The sequence below is a fragment of the Affinundibacterium baiyunense genome (assembly GCF_018139645.1).
GTDB classification, from domain to species: domain Bacteria; phylum Pseudomonadota; class Gammaproteobacteria; order Burkholderiales; family Burkholderiaceae_D; genus Undibacterium; species Undibacterium baiyunense.
This window is the reverse complement of the sequence record NZ_JAGSPM010000001.1, coordinates 731,750-748,251: the sequence shown is the minus strand read 5'-3', so window position 1 is coordinate 748,251 and position 16,502 is coordinate 731,750. Positions and strand designations below refer to the sequence as shown.

Genomic DNA, 16,502 nt, shown 5'->3' with positions numbered 1-16,502 from the left:
TGATTTCGCCTACCCAGTACAACAAGCCAGCTGCATCAGCAGGACGACCAAACATGTTTACGTACAAAGTAGAAACGATTGTTTCTGTAGATTGTGATGCAAATGCTGATTTGTATTCAGCTTGTTCCGCGAAGCTGTTAGCGATTTGCGTAACTGTCATATTGGACGCTGTCCAGTATACCAAACCAGCTGGATCTGCTGGGCGATTGAAGTAAGCGATGTAAAGCTTTTGGATATCAGCAGCTGTATTGGCCATTGTTATATACCTCAGTAGTATGTATGAATATAAATGAATGTAAGTAAATATGAAAATAAAAAAGTAACCGAGGAAATTGGTCGAAAAAAAACAGCTGCCCTCATGTTGTGCGTTACAAGTTAAATCATTAAATGACTTGATTTTAATTAATTAAAGGAGTTTACGGTATTCACTTGTGATCAGCAATTTAAATTATTTAAAATCATGTATTCCAATTAAATTTGTAATCCATTGCGGATTTTGCATGGGAAAATATATAAATGAATAGTTGATCAGTAAATAAATTGTGCAGAGCTAATGTGGCTAATTGTTCGCGACTTGTTTAACTCACTTGGTGACCAGCTATTTGCAAGCCCGCTTCTTGAATTTGTATTATCATGCCATCAGTCAAAACCAAGACGCTTGACTCCCGACAGTATCAAGACCACCTCACTAGTTGCAGTAGAAAATGCTGTTCCATGCGCTAAGGCATCTTCAGCTTTTTCTAATTGATTGTCATTAATTAACTCGCCAACTTGCCCCGCTATGCGATGAAAGCGTGCGTGCTTCTCTAAAAGCTCTTTAAAGCTGCGACGAGAGCTGAGTCGTTGACCATCACCGTAGATCCATTTTCCAAGTGCGCAGCAATCATCACGTGTGAGGGTTTTAACATCGACATGATCGCCATTCTCAATTGCTTCGCGGAGTTTTACTTTCCATTGTCGATGCGCGTCAATAATCGAGTCAATATCGATGCCTTCAACTTTTTCTGCAACCGTATGACCAGGAAGTCTAAATTCATCCACTTGTGCAGCAAGGCGAACAGCGACATTGCATTGTGATTTTGCGGCAGTCGCAGTTTCCTCGACAAGTACTGCGTTGGCTTGTGTGTTGCGATCGAGCTCACTCACAGCCTCACCAATTTGACTAACACCTAAGCTTTGCTCGCGCGCACCATTCGCCACTTCATCTAATAGATCTTTAATTCTATCGGCGTTGTGCACGATTTCTGTCATCGCATGACCAGCATTTTTAACCACCGTGGTACCTGTAGAGATTTGCGCTGAGCTATGGGTAATCAGATCTTTAATTTCTTTCGCTGCGAGCGCGCTACGACCCGCAAGCGCACGCACCTCTGATGCGACCACCGCGAACCCACGACCTTGCTCGCCTGCACGCGCAGCTTCGACTGCCGCATTGAGTGCCAAGATATTTGTTTGGAAGGCGATACCGTCAATCACGCTAATGATGTCGCTAATTTTCTTGGAGGAGTCTTGAATATTCTCCATCGTAGTAACGACATTGCGCATGACCTCGCCACCACGCGTCGCTGCTGCTGCATTGTCTATAGCAATATTCGAGGCTTGTTTGACCGAATCAGCCGTCATTTGTACTGTGGAGGTGGTTTCTTCCAGTGCGGCGGATGATTCCTCTAAGGCACTTGCTGCCGATTCTGTTCGTGCTGATAAATCTTGTGTGCCTTGTGCGATTTCCATGCTCGAACTCACCACATGGTCGCTGGCTAACTTCACTTGATTCACAGTGTCGCGTAAAGCCTTTTGCATGTTCGCTAGCTCTTTCAATAAGCCAGACATTTCGTCTTTACCCTTGGTCTTAATATCCACGCGCAAATCACCCATCGCAATGCTAATCAATTGACGACGAAGTTGCTTGATGCCGCCAATCATAGAACGATAAAAACCCATGAACAAATAGAACGCCAGCAGTACGCCACAGGCCGAAATACCAGCAGTCAGGTACAAATTAAAATTGAGTTTTGCTTGACGCTCTGCCAGCATCACATCTAGCACATCCAGATTTTTTTGTACTTGCGAGAACTGTGTTTCCAAAGTCTTGTTCGCTACCGAGATATAGCTAGCAAGTTCTGCATTTAATTCGCTTGGGTTCGTTAATAGATCACGTTTAATGGCATTGATGAACGAGGCCGTCATTTCGGTTGCAGCAACTTCAATTTTAGAAAAATGTGTTGGCGCTGCCTGTTTCACTTTATCCAGATCGCGTACCGCCAACGCAAGCTCGTGTTCCATAATTGCTAAATGCTGCTCAATTTCTGCGACTTGCTGAACATTGATTTGCTTTTGATTGAGCGCATTGCGTCCTAGTCCGCGCAACTGCGACGTGCTACGAATGATCTCCGGCGCACGCATTAGAACCGCGCTCATTAAATAATAGGATTGCAGATCTGGATCGAGTGCCAGCCCAGAACCATCGGTTGTTCTGTCGATCAGATTGATTAAATTTTGGAAGAGTATGGTGTGTACTTTATATGCTTGCTCAGCACTTAGTTTTTCTTGTTCAGCATCAACGACACTTTGACGAACCTGTTCGAATTGCGTATTGGTCTCAAGCATAGAACCATATTGCGTATTGAGCGTCTCGACTTTTTTCGAAGAAGAAGTAAATTGATTTTTTGCTTCCTTAATTCCGTTGTCTGATGTTGAAGCATCGGCTGTTCTAACTTGATAGCGCCACGCAGCAGCGTGATCAAGTGCTTCGTAAATTGACTTTGCATACTGCACGCCAATACGTTCTTTGTTTACGAACTGGAGATTGTGATGCACTTCATTGTAATAGCTGGCGAACATCCATAAGATCGGCAATAAAAATGCGAGCGAAATAATCGAAATCTTCATCGGAAATTTGAGCTGCCGCATGAATGACGATGCAGGTGACCAAATTTTTGCATGAGTCAGTAAATAGTAAATTTTCTTCATAAATGCATGTCTCAAAATTAGTTAAAAGTGATGTGTTCACTTTAATGTATGAGGGTGCGAGATTTGTTGATTTGCGGCAATGCCGAGTAAGAAACTTTGTTAATTGTTGTTAAATTTGACTGGCGTTATGGCAGTTAATTTGATTGCTTGAAGATTCGGTTCAATCACATAAATGCGGTGATCTTATTTGGTACATAGAATTGAAAGTCCGATTCAAAAAACTATGTTGAGGCACGCGGTTTATGTCTGATCATTTTTGACGTATGGCAGCACCCAAAAATCGTATTGAGGTATTTTGACGTGACAGATTTAGATGCACGCTGAGGCGCTGGATCGCAATTGATGGGGTAGGTAGTTGGAAGACTTTTTAATCGCACAAAGCAAAAAGCCTCTTGATTTCTCAAGAGGCTTAAATACTGTTGGTGCCGAGAGCCGGAATCGAACCGGCACGCCTTGCGGCGCCAGATTTTGAGTCTGGTGCGTCTACCAATTCCGCCATCTCGGCAACGCATGAACAGAATTATGACAGGGTGCTCCGATTTTTGCAAGCACTTGGCTTAATTTACTGTTATATTTTATGGTTTCCTTCTTCAAACAGTTATATTTGCTTATTTTTTGTGCGAATCGAATTCCGTCGCCTTCGTATTATTTGTTTGAGTTACTCGTCTGAACTAATCGTTAGGACTATTCGATTGGTTGAATTAGTTGGCCGCTTTGTTTTTTTCTATCTTACGATAGAGAGTAAAGAACTCATCTTTGTCAGCCGCTCGTTGACCTTCCCAGATCATTTCCCAGTTACCAGGAAAATCCTTGTCGACGGGTTCTTTGGATTTTCCTTGGAAGCGACGATTTCCTTGTGTCAGTAAGAGTTCGCAGTTTTGTTCATCGAAGCCAGCAAAGTGAACTTTGCTGAAATACGCAAAAGACGCGCGTTGTGAGGCTCCAAGTTTGCTGTCAATGCAGCGATAGGGCGCTGGGATTTTTTCTGTCATCTCTTTTGCGACGGCAGCATAGCTAACGCGATGGTTCACCAGTGGCAGCCATAATGACATCAATAAGAACCAGCATAGGATCACGCCGCCACTCGATAGCACGACCGCTCGCCATAGTACCGATGGCTGACGCGAGATGCGCCAATACACGATACGAAACCAAATGATCGTGATACTGAGTCCGAGAATAAAAGTAAATGCGTTAAATTCTGGTACATAGCCAGGCGCCCAACTTAATACTTTTTTGCCAGTGCGTGCAGGCCAGCCCGTTTGCAAGGCAATCCAGCCCAACCAGAATAAGCTAGCGGCACCGGTCATGACCATGACAGCAAACCAATCGACAGCATTAATTGCACTGCGTTTCATCGTCGGCAAACCAAAAGCAGCCAAGATCGCTAATGGCGGCAGAATCGGCAGCAAGTAACCTTCTTCATGGCTGTGATTGAGTAGTGCCAGCAAGATGAAACAGATCAAAAAACTTAAGGGTAGGGAGATGTGCAAAGTGCGTTCTTGCTTGCGCCATGCATAAATCGCCCAAGCCGCAAAAGGCCAAGCTGGCCAAGCAAACCAAATTCCGTAACGTAAGAAATAGAAAGCGTTATCGAGCGCTGGTAGGCCGATTTGACGATAGTTCCATTCCATCCAAGCTTGATATGGCGAGCTGGAGTAAGGCTGTACAGTTTGTATCGCAAAGATCCAAAGACCCGCAACTAATAATGTCGCAGGTAAGCTGATGGCAATGATTTGGCTGCTGAGTTTTTGTTGGCGATAAAAGCACAGCGCTAATAAGGCAAGCAAGATCGCTAGTGGAATGATCCAGCCTCGCGTGAGTATTAATAAGCTAAGTACTAAGCCAATTTTGAATGCGCCTATCTTGCTGGGAGTGTCGAAATAGCGCACGCAAACATATAAAGAATAAGCGATTAAAGCGATGTGTAGTGGACCACTGCTTGAAGTATGACTTGGAAGTAGTAATCCTAAGCAGCCGAGATAAATAAGTAATGCGCCATCCGCTAAAGTGCGACCGAAGTCGCGTGGTTCTGGTTGGCCGCCAAATGCTAGTTTTAATGGTTGTGCCTCAGCACGGCGACCTAGTAAATAGGTGGTGTACCAAACAGAAATAGAGCCGAGCAAGAATGCTAAGCCAGTGGAAATTCGCGCAGCCATTGGGTCGCCAATGAATCCGCCAAATAATTTGATGCAAATCGCACCTAGCCAAAATGCGAGTGGGCCTTCTTCGGGAACAGGTAAGCCAACCACGTGCGGCCACAGCCAATCATTCAGGTTGCCATGCGCCATTGTCCACATCACACCAAAACCAGCTGCATCCGCACCTTTCCAAGGATCGCGGCCAATTAGACCAGGTAGGATATAAAGTAAGCAAAGCGCGAAGATGCTCCAACGTGGCAATGCAATGGTGGCAGAGGCAGGTAAACGGACTGGCTTCATAGTTTTTTTATTCGATAAAACTCGATGATACAAAAAAGGCAGCCGTAGCTGCCTTTTTTCTTGATACTGCTGTACTAATCGTACAAGTTCGTTGCTTATTCGCCAGTAGAAACAGACGTTTTAGAACCAACAGAACCGAATTTCTTACGGAACTTGTCAACGCGACCAGCCGTATCAACGATTTTGTGCTTACCAGTGTAGAAAGGATGAGATTCAGCAGAAACCTCGATCTTTACCAATGGCAAAGTCTTACCATCAACTTCGATAGAATCTTTAGTTTGAATAGTGGAACGTGTGATGAATTTGAAATCGTTAGAAACGTCGTGGAACATCACTTCACGATAATTTGGGTGGATACCGTCTTTCATGCTTGCCTCAAAAATAGTTTGGTAGCCAATACGCACTTCGTCGGTCGCTCAGCTTCTTGACCCGATTGCTTATCACTTGCCAGTAGTTAAATCATATTAAAAGTTTCTTAGCGTAAAGCTAAGCCAGCAATTATACAATAAAATAAAGCCAATGCACGATTTTGACTGTGCCATTTGTTCCTTAAGGAAAGTATGTCGACAAATATTCAGGCTGGGATGAGTACCTTACTTCACGTGATTGAAGTAATTGGTGTTTTTGTATTTGCTAGCTCAGGTTTAGTCGAGGCTAGGCGCAAGAAAATGGATTTGGTTGGCGTTTTTACCGTCGCTTTTATTACGGCGTTTGGCGGTGGTACCGTACGCGATATTTTGTTAGATAGACGACCTTTGTTTTGGATAGAAAATTATGAATATCCAACGTTAATCTTTATTTTTTGTATTCTTGTCTCGCCATTTTTTCGTCAATTGCGTCAGGTCGTGACTGAACGCGTGATCCTTTATGCGGATGCTTTGGGGTTGGGATTGTTCAGCGTTGGTGGTGCGTCGTTAGCTTACGCGATGAAAATGCCTTTGTTCATCTGTGTGATGATGGGCGTAATTACTGGGATTTTCGGTGGCGTATTACGGGATATGATTTGTAATGAGATCCCTATGGTGTTTCGACGTGGCCAGTTGTACGCCACATGTGCTTTCCTTGGTTGCTGGACTTATCTTGGCTTAACGTTGCTGGGTACAACTGAGTTATTTTCGGTTATTAGTGGGATTGCTGTAACCGTGTTTTTACGTTTAATGGCAGTGCGCCATGACTGGAAATTGCCTGGTTAGTTAATTAATTCGCTTGAATAAGTAATTGATTTAAAAAGTCTTTTTACGAGGTGGTCGATTAACCAATCCAAATAGCACAGCATCAATCATGCTTTCCGCGTGAGCAGCTAAGTCGTAGGCGCTTGGGTCAATCAGCCATTCGTGTACCAAGCCAATTAAAAATGCGTGATTGATTTGGACCGCTATTTGTATATCGGTATCTGGTGGGAAGATGCCTTTGTCGACGCCAGCACGGAAGATGTTCGCGATTTTGTCCATGCATTCGTTACGACTCTCTCGTTCTTGAATGAAGGTTTGCATCTCTGCTGTTTTTTCGCAGCGATGAAAAATAATGTCAAACATCTTTGTTTGTCTTGTATTCGCCGTTACTTGCGCTATAAAGTGTAAGTTCAATTGGCGAATTGCCGCTATTGAGTCGTCTATCGAATTGCTAGTAATTTCATTGAGCATGACTTCGATAGGCATAAAAGCGCGATCGCATAGTGCATGAAATAATTCTTTTTTGTCTTTGAAGTGCCAGTAAATCGCGCCACGCGTCATGCCTGCCGCGCAAGCGACATCATTTAGGGTTGTATTCGAAACACCTTTTTCACAAAAAACCTGCTCAGCCGCATTGAGCAAAGCTTCATAGGTTTGTTGGGTATCTTCTTTGGTTTTTCTGACCACGGTGGCACTCCTTGCTGTCGTGATGGGCGCGTAATAAGCCCACGTTCTATCCGGTATTTTATTTTTATATGTTGAAGGGATTTTACAATTTAAAACTATACAAACATTCACGTATGTATATAATAGCACACGGTAAATATCATTTAAAGAGGAAATTCATGCGCAAGACAGTCATTCGAAATCAGAAAAATAGCCGCGATGCGTCGGCTTTTTCTTTTAAATTCAATAAGTTAGCGGTCATGTTTGCGTTGGCTATACCAGTTCTTGGCTTGACCGCATGTGGTAAGCAAGGTGCTTCCGGTGCACCAGCAGGAGCAGTGATGCCGCCGCCAGAAGTTAATGTTGTGACTTTGCAAGGTCGTGATTTGCCAATCGATTTTGAGTTTGTTGGACAAACTGCTGGCATACGCGAAACCGAAGTACGCGCACGCATTAGTGGCATTTTGGAGCAGCGTGTCTATGAAGAGGGCGCTAGAGTCAAAGCAGGCCAGGTTTTATTTCAAATTGATCCAGGTTCTTATCAAACACAATTAGCATCGGCTGAAGCAGCACTTGGCGTGAGCGAAGCAAAGTTAAATCAAGCAAAACGCGAGTTTGCACGCTTGTCACCATTGGCAGCCGAGAAGGCGATCAGTCAACGCGAATACGATGATGCGAAATCCGCGTTAGAGATGGCAGAAGCAAGCTACAAACAAGTACGCGCGCAAGTCAACGAAGCGAAATTAAATTTGAGCTATACCAAAGTGGTAGCGCCGATTTCTGGTGTGACTGGAGTAGCAAGCAAGCCGAATGGTAGCTTGGTGACACCAGCGGATAGTTTGTTGACGACGATTGTTCAAACCGATCCTATCTATGTCAATTTCAGCGTGAGTGAAGCAGATTATTTGAAATTGAATGCTGATTTGGCGAACGGTAAATTGCATTTGCCAGGTAAGCGTGCCAGCAATGGTGGCTTAGATTTTAACGTCAAGTTGAAAATGGCGAACGGTGAAATCTTCCCGACGGCAGGCAAGATGAATTTCTTAAGTGAAAAAGTCAACACGACAACGGGTGGGTTCGATGCGCGTGCACAAATCGCTAATCCCGATGGTGCCTTGCGTCCAGGTCAATTTGTGCGTGTGATGTTGCAAGGAGCAACACGCCAAGCAGCGATTGCCGTGCCACAGCGTGCTGTTATTGATAGTCCAATGGGCAAAATGGTATTTGGCGTATCGCCAGATAATAAGCTGGTGCCGCGTCCAGTCCAATTGGATGGATGGTCACGTGGTGAGTGGATTGTGACTAATGGCTTGCAAGCTGGCGAGCGCGTTTTGGTGGACGGTTTCATCAAGGCACATGATCCTGGTATGACGGTTAAACCAGTAGCAATTGATGCTAAAGCCGCAGCGAATCCTAGTTCTGCTGCACCAACGACTGCACCTAAGGCAGTAGCTGCTTCAGCTTCTGCAAGTGCGAAAGCTGCGCACTAAGTCCGTCTAGGATGGGTGTTCATTTCAGTCGAATTTAAGGACTCACTATGTTTTCAAAATTTTTTATTAATCGACCGATTTTCGCGACAGTCGTGTCGTTGATTATCGTGATCGCTGGTTTGGCCGCTTTGCGAGTCTTACCAGTGGAGCGTTACCCAGAAATTTCACCACCTGTGGTCAATGTGGTTGCTTTCTACCCAGGAGCTTCAGCAGAAGTTTTGGAGCGAACTGTTGCAGCACCGATTGAGGAGCAAATCAATGGTGTTGAAAATATGTTGTACATGGATTCGGTATCGGCGGCAGATGGTCGTGTATCGATTAACGTGACTTTTGAAGTTGGTACCGATCTCGATATCGCAGCGGTCAATGTCAATAACCGTGTTCGTCAGGCAGAAGCAAAATTGCCGCAAGAGGTGCGTCGACAAGGCGTAACGGTGTCAAAGAGTTCATCTAACTTCTTGGTTGTTGCCGCGTTTTATTCTGAAGACAATCGTTACGACAGTTTGTACTTATCGAATTATGTAACGCAAAACGTATTGGATGCAATTAAGCGTATTCCTGGTACTACCAACGTTCAAGTGTTTGGTGCGAAAGACTATGCGATGCGTATTTGGATGCGACCTGATCGTATGGCGCAATTAGGCGTTACGGTGAGTGATATCGCCAGTGCTGTCGGCGAACAGAATGCACAATATGCGGCAGGTAAGATTGGTGCGCCACCGAATAATACCGAAGAGTTGACGATGACGGTGACCGCCAAAGGTCGTCTATTAGAGCCATCTGAGTTTGCCAATATCATTATTAAAGCAGGTAAGGGCGGTAGCACCATACGTTTGAGTGATGTAGCACGTGTCGAGTTGGGCTCAAAAGATTACAACTTGTATGGTCGTATCAATGGACATCCTTCAGCAAACGTCGGCATTTTCTTACAAACTGGTGCGAACGCTCTAGACACACGCGAAGCAGTAGAAAAAACGCTGCAGGAATTGAAAGCGAAGTTCCCAGAAGGGATGACTTATAAAACACCGTACGATACGACGCCGTTCGTGACTGAATCAATTTATGAGGTGTTAAAGACCTTGGCTGAAGCGATGGTCTTAGTCTTTGTCGTGGTGTATTTATTCCTGCAAAGTTGGCGCGCGACGATTATTCCTACATTGGCTGTACCGGTCTCATTGATTGGTACGATGGCAGGTTTACATTTGCTGGGCTACAGCATCAATACCTTGACATTGTTCGGTATGGTGTTAGCGATTGGTATCGTGGTGGATGATGCGATCGTGGTGTTGGAAAACGTTGAACGATTAATGAATGAAGAAGGCATGTCGCCAAAAGAAGCAGCGATTGAGGCGATGCATGAAGTGACCGGTCCGGTGATCGCGATTGTGTTGGTGTTGGTTGCTGCGTTTGGGCCGATTGCATTCTTGGGTGGCTTGGCTGGTGAGTTGTATCGTCAATTCTCTGTCACGATATCGATTGCGGTGATTTTGTCAGGTATTGTTGCGTTGACTTTAACGCCTGCTTTGTGCGCGATCTTGTTGAAACCTGGTGCGGAAAATCATAATCGCTTCTTCGATTGGTTTAACCATGCGTTCGCACATTTAACTAAGCGTTATACATCTGGTGTGACCTTTTTCTTGAAACGTGCTGTGCTTGGTGTGAGCCTATTCGTTGGCATGATTTTGATGGCAGGCTTATTGTGGAAAACTGTTCCAGGTGGCTTGGTTCCAGATGAAGATCAAGGTTACTTCATTGGTGCTGCGATTTTGCCAGAAGGTGCATCTTTAGAGCGCACCAATATGATGGTTAAGCAAATGGAAACAGCGCTTGAATCGAATAAAGACATCGACACACGTTTCGCGTTGATCGGCTTGGATTTCTTAGGTGGTGGGGGTTTGAAATCTTCTGCTGCAACGATGTTCTTCCCATTGCGTTCTTGGGATGAGCGTGACAAGTCTGCGAAAGAATTGGTGGGCGAATCGTTTATGCGCACTGGCAATATCAAAGAAGGCTTGCCATTATTCTTTAGTCCACCTGCAATTCAAGGCTTAGGTCAAACTGGTGGCTTTGAGTTTTATTTGCAAAACAAAGGTGAGGGCGGTGTTAAACGTTTGGCAGAGTTGTTACCTGTTTTGATTGCCGAAGCCAATAAACAGCCTGAATTAGCTGGCGTAAAAACTTTATGGCAAGCGAACTCACCACAATTATTTGTTGATGTCGACAATGAAAAAGCACGCGCGATGGGCGTAGTTTTATCCGACGTCTACAATACTTTAGCCGCGACTTTAGGTAGTTACTATGTGAACGACTTTAATAAAAATGGTCGCGTCTACACTGTGCAATTACAAGCGGAAGGACAATATCGCGCTAAGCCTGAAGATATTGGGAATTTGTATGTGCGCTCAACCACAGGACAAATGATTCCAATTCGCGCTTTCACAACTACTAAGTTCATTACTGGCCCTGATTCAGTACAACGTTTTAATGCTTTACCCGCGATTAAGTTGCTCGGTGATGCGAAACCTGGTTTTAGTTCAGGCCAAGCGATTGCGGCGATGGAACGTGCAGCAAAAAATGTATTGCCATCGGATGTAACTTATGACTGGGGCGGTGCATCCTTCCAGGAAAAACGTAGTAGCAGTGCAGGTGGTTTGGCACTTGCCGCAGGTGTGTTGATGATCTTCTTGATTTTGGCAGCACAGTATGAAAAATGGTCACTGCCATTCTCTGTTTTGTTGGCAATGCCGTTTGGTATTTTCGGTGCTTTGCTTGCCGTGTATTTACGTCACTTTAACAATGACGTGTACTTCCAGATTGGTTTGGTGACTTTGCTTGGCTTGTCAGCAAAAAATGCGATCTTGATCGTTGAATTTGCGGTGATGAAGGTGCATGAAGGCTATGCGCCAGTTGCCGCGGCAGTCGAGGCGGCGCGTCTACGTTTCCGTCCTATTTTGATGACTTCACTGGCATTTATTTTAGGTGTGGTGCCATTGGCGTTCTCAAGTGGTGCGGGCGCAGCAGCACGTCAATCGTTAGGAACGGGTGTATTGGGAGGCATGATCGCGGCGACCTTTTTGGCGATCTTCTTGGTACCACTATTCTTTAAATTAATTTATGACCGTCGTTTCAAAACTTTAGATAGTGACTTTGATCATCCAGAGCATCATTACGCGAATGATCCGTTTGAGAATCCATTTAGAAAAGTTGAGAATACGGATGCAGTTAAAGAAAATAATGAGGTGAAATCATGAAATTAGGGAAGATTTTTCCTCAAGCTACTGGCGTGAAGTTATTACCGTTAGTGTTCAGTCTCAGTCTGGCTGGATGTATTTCAGTTGGGCCTGACTACCAACGTCCACAGTTAGATTTGCCGCAAGCAAGTCAATCGAGTCAAGCTAGTGGCGCACAGCAGGCGCAACATGCTGCGTTAAAGACGTGGTGGAAGGGTTTGCAAGATCCTGTGCTCGATCAATTGATTGAAGATGCGCTCAAGCAAAATCAAGACTTGTTGATTGCGACTGCTCGTATGGAGGAAGCTAAAGCCACAGCCGGAATCGCGTTAGCAAATCGCTTTCCGACTGTGGACGCTAACTTGACTGTGAGTCGCTCACGTACCAGTGAAAACTCTGGCAAGTTGCCAGCGAACGCCAATTTGATTGGAGAAAATTATCAATTTGGATTAAGTGCAGCCTATGAACTTGATCTATTTGGCAAATTAAGTCGTGCAGATGAGGCAGCGAAGGCTCGTCTATTGTCGCAACAATCAAATCGTGACGCGGTGCAAATCAGTTTGATTGCGAATGTAGCGCAAACTTATTTCTCCTTGCGCGCTTTTGATGCACAGTTAGCATTTACCGAAACGACATTAAAGAGTCGTCAAGAAAACCTAGCGTTGCAACGCAAACGACATGCGGTAGGTGCCATTGGTGATATCGAATTGCATTATGCTGAATCTGAATTGGCTGCCAGTGAGATCGCTTTCACGCAAGCAAAGCAAGCTTTACGGAATGTGGAATCCAGTCTTGCCGTGTTAGTTGGTCGCACTCCAAAGCAAGTCATGAATCCTGAAATTCCGCGTGGTTTGACGATACAGCAATTGGTACAAAATTTGCCAACGCCTGCTGAGTTACCATCTGACTTGTTAGCACGACGTCCCGATCTGGTTGCTGCCGAACAGGTACTGGTTGCAGCGAATGCGGATGTTGGACAAGCAAAATCTGCATACTTCCCAAGCGTGCGATTAACGACGTCTTTAGGTCGTGAGTCACGTGCGTTGGAAGATTTATTTAACCCCGCTTCCTTGCTGTGGAACGTCGCTTCAAGCATCGTACAACCGGTATTCCGTGCCGGTGCAGTCGGTGCGGTAGTTGATGGTGCCGAAGCGCGCAAACGTCAAGCATTAGGGCAATATGTGCAGACCGTACAAAATGCTTTCCGCGATGTCCACGATAGTTTGAATAATGCAGTGAGTAATGCAGCGATTGATGCCTCAACACAATCACGTTTAACTGCCGTTCGTGAAACTTATCGTTTGTCGAATCTACGCTATCAAAGTGGTTACAGTGCTTATGTCGACGTCTTGAACGCACAACGCGACTTGATGCAAGCAGAGATCGCTGCGATTGATAGCCAACGTGCGAAGCTGAGTTCTGGTGTGGCTTTGTATAAGGCTGTTGGGGGCGGTTGGGGACAGTAGTTTTTTTGATTGCTCGTAAGTTTTATGGAAGCCGGACTGTGACAGGTTCGGCTTTTTTCTTTTGCTAATTTGATTTCTGATGTGCTCATCGTTCGTAGGTCGGGTGTGGCCCGACGGCCACTCACTTTCTTTGCTTCGCCAAAGAAAGTAAGCAAAGAAAGGCGACCACGCTGCCACTGGCCTTCGGCTTCCCAATTATGCAAGACAAAAAATGGGAAAGCTTCGAAACTCGCCTTCGGCTCAAACAACAAGGCTTTCTTTATCCATTTTTTGTCCTGCACAATTGGCAGTGTCAGAAGTGGGTGAAGGTCAAAAACAACAGCAAAACAAACAGTATCGACCATCACGGCGTTCTACTAGGCTCGAAAATCGAGGCGTCATCCCTGCGTAGGCAGGGATTCAGTGACGTTAAGCTATTACGCCACTGGATTCCCGCTTTCGCGGGAATGACGATATATAGCGTAGGGCATCGCAAAAAGGGTCATATTATCTACCGGTTCTGATTTTTCCATTAGCCGTTGATGGTCGTTGTTTTTGACTCTGCTTTTGACCTACACCCGTTTGAGACGATGTAATTTGTGCTTCACAGAAAATGGATAAGAAAGTGTTGTTGTCTGAGGTGTAGCAGGGAATTCGAGGCGCATGCGCCTCGCCTGCGGAACAATGTTCGCTTGCAAGCGAACATTCCTAAGAACAGTTTCAACACTTTCCCATTTTTTGTGATGCACAAATTATGCTGAAGCGCAGCGTAAGCACCCGAGGGGAGATTGATGGGGTTTCGCAAAGCATGCTTTGCGCCATCAATCTCTAAGCTGCTTGCAAGCAGCGCAGTGGAGACTCTACGGGCGCCTTTTTTGGGTTACCTTTTTTGGCGAAGCAAAAAAGGTAACTGGCTGTCGGGCCACCCCCGACCTGTGAACGATGAGTGCACGTAGACTAAAATTTAGTTAATTTAAGATGATCGCACCGCAAGCCAGTGACTAGCTAATTTCCCATGCGAATTCAAAACCATACCCCAAAATATAAAAAAGCCGAACAACAAGTTCGGCTTTTTCATGTGAAGCAAACTAAACGCAGATAATTAACTTATCCACCTCGCTGCGAGTACGCAGCTCGGATGCGTTAGGCATCAAGAGACATGCTCTTGATGTCCTAACTTATCCACCACGGCGCATCATTTCAAAAAACTCTGCGTTGTTCTTGGTTGACTTCATTTTGTCCAAGATGAATTCCATCGCCTCGATCTCATCCATACCATATAAGAGCTTACGCAAGATCCAGATTTTTTGTAGTTGATCAGGTTTGATCAACAACTCTTCGCGACGTGTGCCGGATTTATTCAGATTGATCGCTGGGTAAGTACGTTTTTCTGCGAGGCGACGTTCCAAATGGACTTCCATATTGCCAGTACCTTTGAACTCCTCGTAAATCACATCATCCATACGGCTACCAGTTTCGATCAAGGCAGTCGCGATAATCGTCAATGAGCCGCCTTCTTCGACATTACGTGCAGCACCGAAGAAGCGTTTTGGACGTTGCAGCGCGTTTGCATCAACACCACCAGTTAAGACTTTGCCGGAGGCTGGGATCACTGTGTTGTATGCACGAGCTAAACGAGTGATGGAGTCCAACAAGATCACGACGTCTTTTTTCATTTCGACCAAACGCTTGGCTTTTTCCAAGACCATTTCTGCAACTTGTACGTGACGTGTCGCGGGTTCGTCAAATGTTGATGCGACTACTTCGCCACGGACCGAGCGCTGCATCTCGGTTACTTCTTCTGGACGTTCATCAATCAACAAGACGATCATCGTGACGTCTGGGTGATTGGTCGTAATTGCGTGTGCCACGTGTTGCAACATCACGGATTTGCCAGATTTTGGTGATGCTACGAGCAAGCCGCGTTGACCTTTACCGATAGGCGCGATCAAATCAATAATACGACCCGTCGTATTTTCTTCGCCGCGCATGTCGCGCTCTAAATGCAAAAGCTTATTGGGGTGTAGTGGTGTTAAGTTCTCAAACAGAATGCGATGTTTGGACATCTCTGGCGGTTCGCCATTGACCTTGTCGACTTTGACTAAAGCAAAATAGCGTTCGCCGTCTTTTGGTGTACGTACTTCACCCTCAATCGAATCACCGGTATGCAAATTGAAACGGCGGATTTGTGACGGAGAAATATAGATGTCGTCGGTCGATGCCATATAGCTAGCATCGGGAGAGCGTAAGAAGCCAAATCCGTCTGGCAAAACTTCGAGGGCGCCATCGCCAAAGATTTGCTCGCCGCCTTTAGCGCGCTTCTTCAAAATCGCGAACATCAATTCTTGCTTACGCATACGCGCAGCATTGTCGATATCAAGTCCGATGGCCATTTCTAACAGTGCTGAGACGTGTAAGGCCTTTAATTCAGATAAATGCATGTTGTGAGTGTCCCGAGGTGGGAATGTGAGGTGGGGGAGTGAACAGAAGTGAAAAAACGAACAACTGGATGATTAAGAAAATTGTGGGGCGATATTAACAGCCAACCACGACAAAACAATAAGTTTTAGATATCAAAAAATGGAAATCAAAACTAAACTGAAACTATTTAAAAATTTTGCGTATTGTAAAACTTAATTTAGACGATGTAAAAAAATTCTTGTAACACCGTCTGAAACATAAGTTACTTGCGACTTTATTTTCGCATCAGGCAAATATAAAGCAAATAGTAGCTTAAATATTGCTATCGATAAAGCTCGTCAATTGGCCTTTTGCCAGTGCGCCAACTTTTTGTGCAGCAGCTGCACCGTTTTTAAACAAAATCAAAGTAGGAATTCCACGAATACCGAACTGTGCTGGTACGGCTTGATTTGCGTCCACATCCATTTTTGCGATGGTGATTTTGCCGTCGTATTCTTTGGCAACTTCTTCCAAAATCGGCGCGATCATTTTGCATGGGCCACACCATTCAGCCCAAAAGTCTACCAAGACTGGTTTGTCAGATTTCAATACATCGGCTTCAAAAGATGCATCGCTTACATAAATGATATTTGCGCTCATAGAATTCTCGTTATTCTGGTTACTCTCT

The 16,502-nt window shown here is 45.0% G+C and carries 11 protein-coding genes and 1 tRNA gene; 4 read left to right on the top strand and 8 right to left on the bottom strand.

The annotated features are described in order from the left end of the window. The 5 genes from KDM92_RS03295 to KDM92_RS03275 all read right to left on the bottom strand — a co-directional run. Positions 1 to 256, bottom strand: a 256-nt coding sequence (locus KDM92_RS03295; RefSeq protein WP_212682957.1) for a DUF4214 domain-containing protein, incomplete at its 3' end; no start/stop codon positions are given. A 383-nt stretch (positions 257 to 639) separates the two neighbouring features. After that, positions 640 to 2,970, bottom strand: a complete 2,331-nt coding sequence (locus KDM92_RS03290) for a methyl-accepting chemotaxis protein (RefSeq protein WP_212682956.1) — start codon at positions 2,968 to 2,970, stop codon at positions 640 to 642. A gap of 420 nt (positions 2,971 to 3,390) precedes the next feature. Beyond that, positions 3,391 to 3,475 (bottom strand) — tRNA-Leu (locus tag KDM92_RS03285). Positions 3,476 to 3,671: 196 nt separating this feature from the next. Continuing rightward, entirely contained in the window at positions 3,672 to 5,411 is a 1,740-nt protein-coding gene (locus KDM92_RS03280; RefSeq protein ID WP_212682955.1) for an ArnT family glycosyltransferase, read from the bottom strand. A gap of 95 nt (positions 5,412 to 5,506) precedes the next feature. Continuing rightward, complete coding sequence (locus KDM92_RS03275) at positions 5,507 to 5,779, bottom strand: type B 50S ribosomal protein L31 (protein ID WP_189344504.1); 273 nt, start codon at positions 5,777 to 5,779, stop codon at positions 5,507 to 5,509. Positions 5,780 to 5,971: 192 nt separating this feature from the next. Here KDM92_RS03275 and KDM92_RS03270 point away from each other — a divergent pair, with 192 nt between their 5' ends. After that, entirely contained in the window at positions 5,972 to 6,604 is a 633-nt protein-coding gene (locus KDM92_RS03270) for a trimeric intracellular cation channel family protein (RefSeq protein ID WP_230408127.1), read from the top strand. A gap of 30 nt (positions 6,605 to 6,634) precedes the next feature. Here the strand turns inward: KDM92_RS03270 and KDM92_RS03265 are convergent, their stop codons facing one another. Further along, entirely contained in the window at positions 6,635 to 7,270 is a 636-nt protein-coding gene (locus KDM92_RS03265; RefSeq protein WP_212682954.1) for a TetR family transcriptional regulator, read from the bottom strand. 158 nt (positions 7,271 to 7,428) lie between these two features. Between KDM92_RS03265 and KDM92_RS03260 the strand changes: the two genes are divergently transcribed. From KDM92_RS03260 to KDM92_RS03250, 3 genes are read left to right on the top strand one after another with little or no spacing between them, the layout of a single operon-like run. Further along, the gene (locus KDM92_RS03260) at positions 7,429 to 8,739 is read left to right on the top strand and encodes an efflux RND transporter periplasmic adaptor subunit (protein WP_212682953.1); all 1,311 of its coding nucleotides are present in this window, start codon (positions 7,429 to 7,431) and stop codon (positions 8,737 to 8,739) included. Positions 8,740 to 8,786: 47 nt separating this feature from the next. Continuing rightward, positions 8,787 to 11,990: an efflux RND transporter permease subunit gene (locus KDM92_RS03255; protein ID WP_212682952.1), complete on the top strand. Its 3,204-nt coding sequence runs from the start codon at positions 8,787 to 8,789 to the stop codon at positions 11,988 to 11,990. Beyond that, the gene (locus KDM92_RS03250; protein ID WP_212682951.1) at positions 11,987 to 13,435 is read left to right on the top strand and encodes an efflux transporter outer membrane subunit; all 1,449 of its coding nucleotides are present in this window, start codon (positions 11,987 to 11,989) and stop codon (positions 13,433 to 13,435) included. Before KDM92_RS03255 ends, KDM92_RS03250 begins: the two co-directional genes overlap by 4 nt. A gap of 1,157 nt (positions 13,436 to 14,592) precedes the next feature. Here KDM92_RS03250 and rho read toward each other — a convergent pair. Together rho and trxA are read right to left on the bottom strand one after the other, a co-directional pair. Further along, positions 14,593 to 15,855: a transcription termination factor Rho gene (rho, locus tag KDM92_RS03245; RefSeq protein ID WP_189344500.1), complete on the bottom strand. Its 1,263-nt coding sequence runs from the start codon at positions 15,853 to 15,855 to the stop codon at positions 14,593 to 14,595. A gap of 292 nt (positions 15,856 to 16,147) precedes the next feature. Continuing rightward, the gene (gene trxA, locus KDM92_RS03240) at positions 16,148 to 16,474 is read right to left on the bottom strand and encodes a thioredoxin TrxA (protein WP_186889912.1); all 327 of its coding nucleotides are present in this window, start codon (positions 16,472 to 16,474) and stop codon (positions 16,148 to 16,150) included. Positions 16,475 to 16,502 lie beyond the last annotated feature (28 nt).

Coding starts and splice junctions, on each gene's coding strand:
- KDM92_RS03260 (WP_212682953.1), top strand. CDS start 7,429: ATGCGCAAGACAGTCATTCGAAATCAGAAAAATAGCCGCGATGCGTCG.
- rho (WP_189344500.1), bottom strand. CDS start 15,855: ATGCATTTATCTGAATTAAAGGCCTTACACGTCTCAGCACTGTTAGAA.
- KDM92_RS03255 (WP_212682952.1), top strand. CDS start 8,787: ATGTTTTCAAAATTTTTTATTAATCGACCGATTTTCGCGACAGTCGTG.
- KDM92_RS03275 (WP_189344504.1), bottom strand. CDS start 5,779: ATGAAAGACGGTATCCACCCAAATTATCGTGAAGTGATGTTCCACGAC.
- KDM92_RS03250 (WP_212682951.1), top strand. CDS start 11,987: ATGAAATTAGGGAAGATTTTTCCTCAAGCTACTGGCGTGAAGTTATTA.
- KDM92_RS03270 (WP_230408127.1), top strand. CDS start 5,972: ATGTCGACAAATATTCAGGCTGGGATGAGTACCTTACTTCACGTGATT.
- KDM92_RS03280 (WP_212682955.1), bottom strand. CDS start 5,411: ATGAAGCCAGTCCGTTTACCTGCCTCTGCCACCATTGCATTGCCACGT.
- KDM92_RS03290 (WP_212682956.1), bottom strand. CDS start 2,970: ATGAAGAAAATTTACTATTTACTGACTCATGCAAAAATTTGGTCACCT.
- trxA (WP_186889912.1), bottom strand. CDS start 16,474: ATGAGCGCAAATATCATTTATGTAAGCGATGCATCTTTTGAAGCCGAT.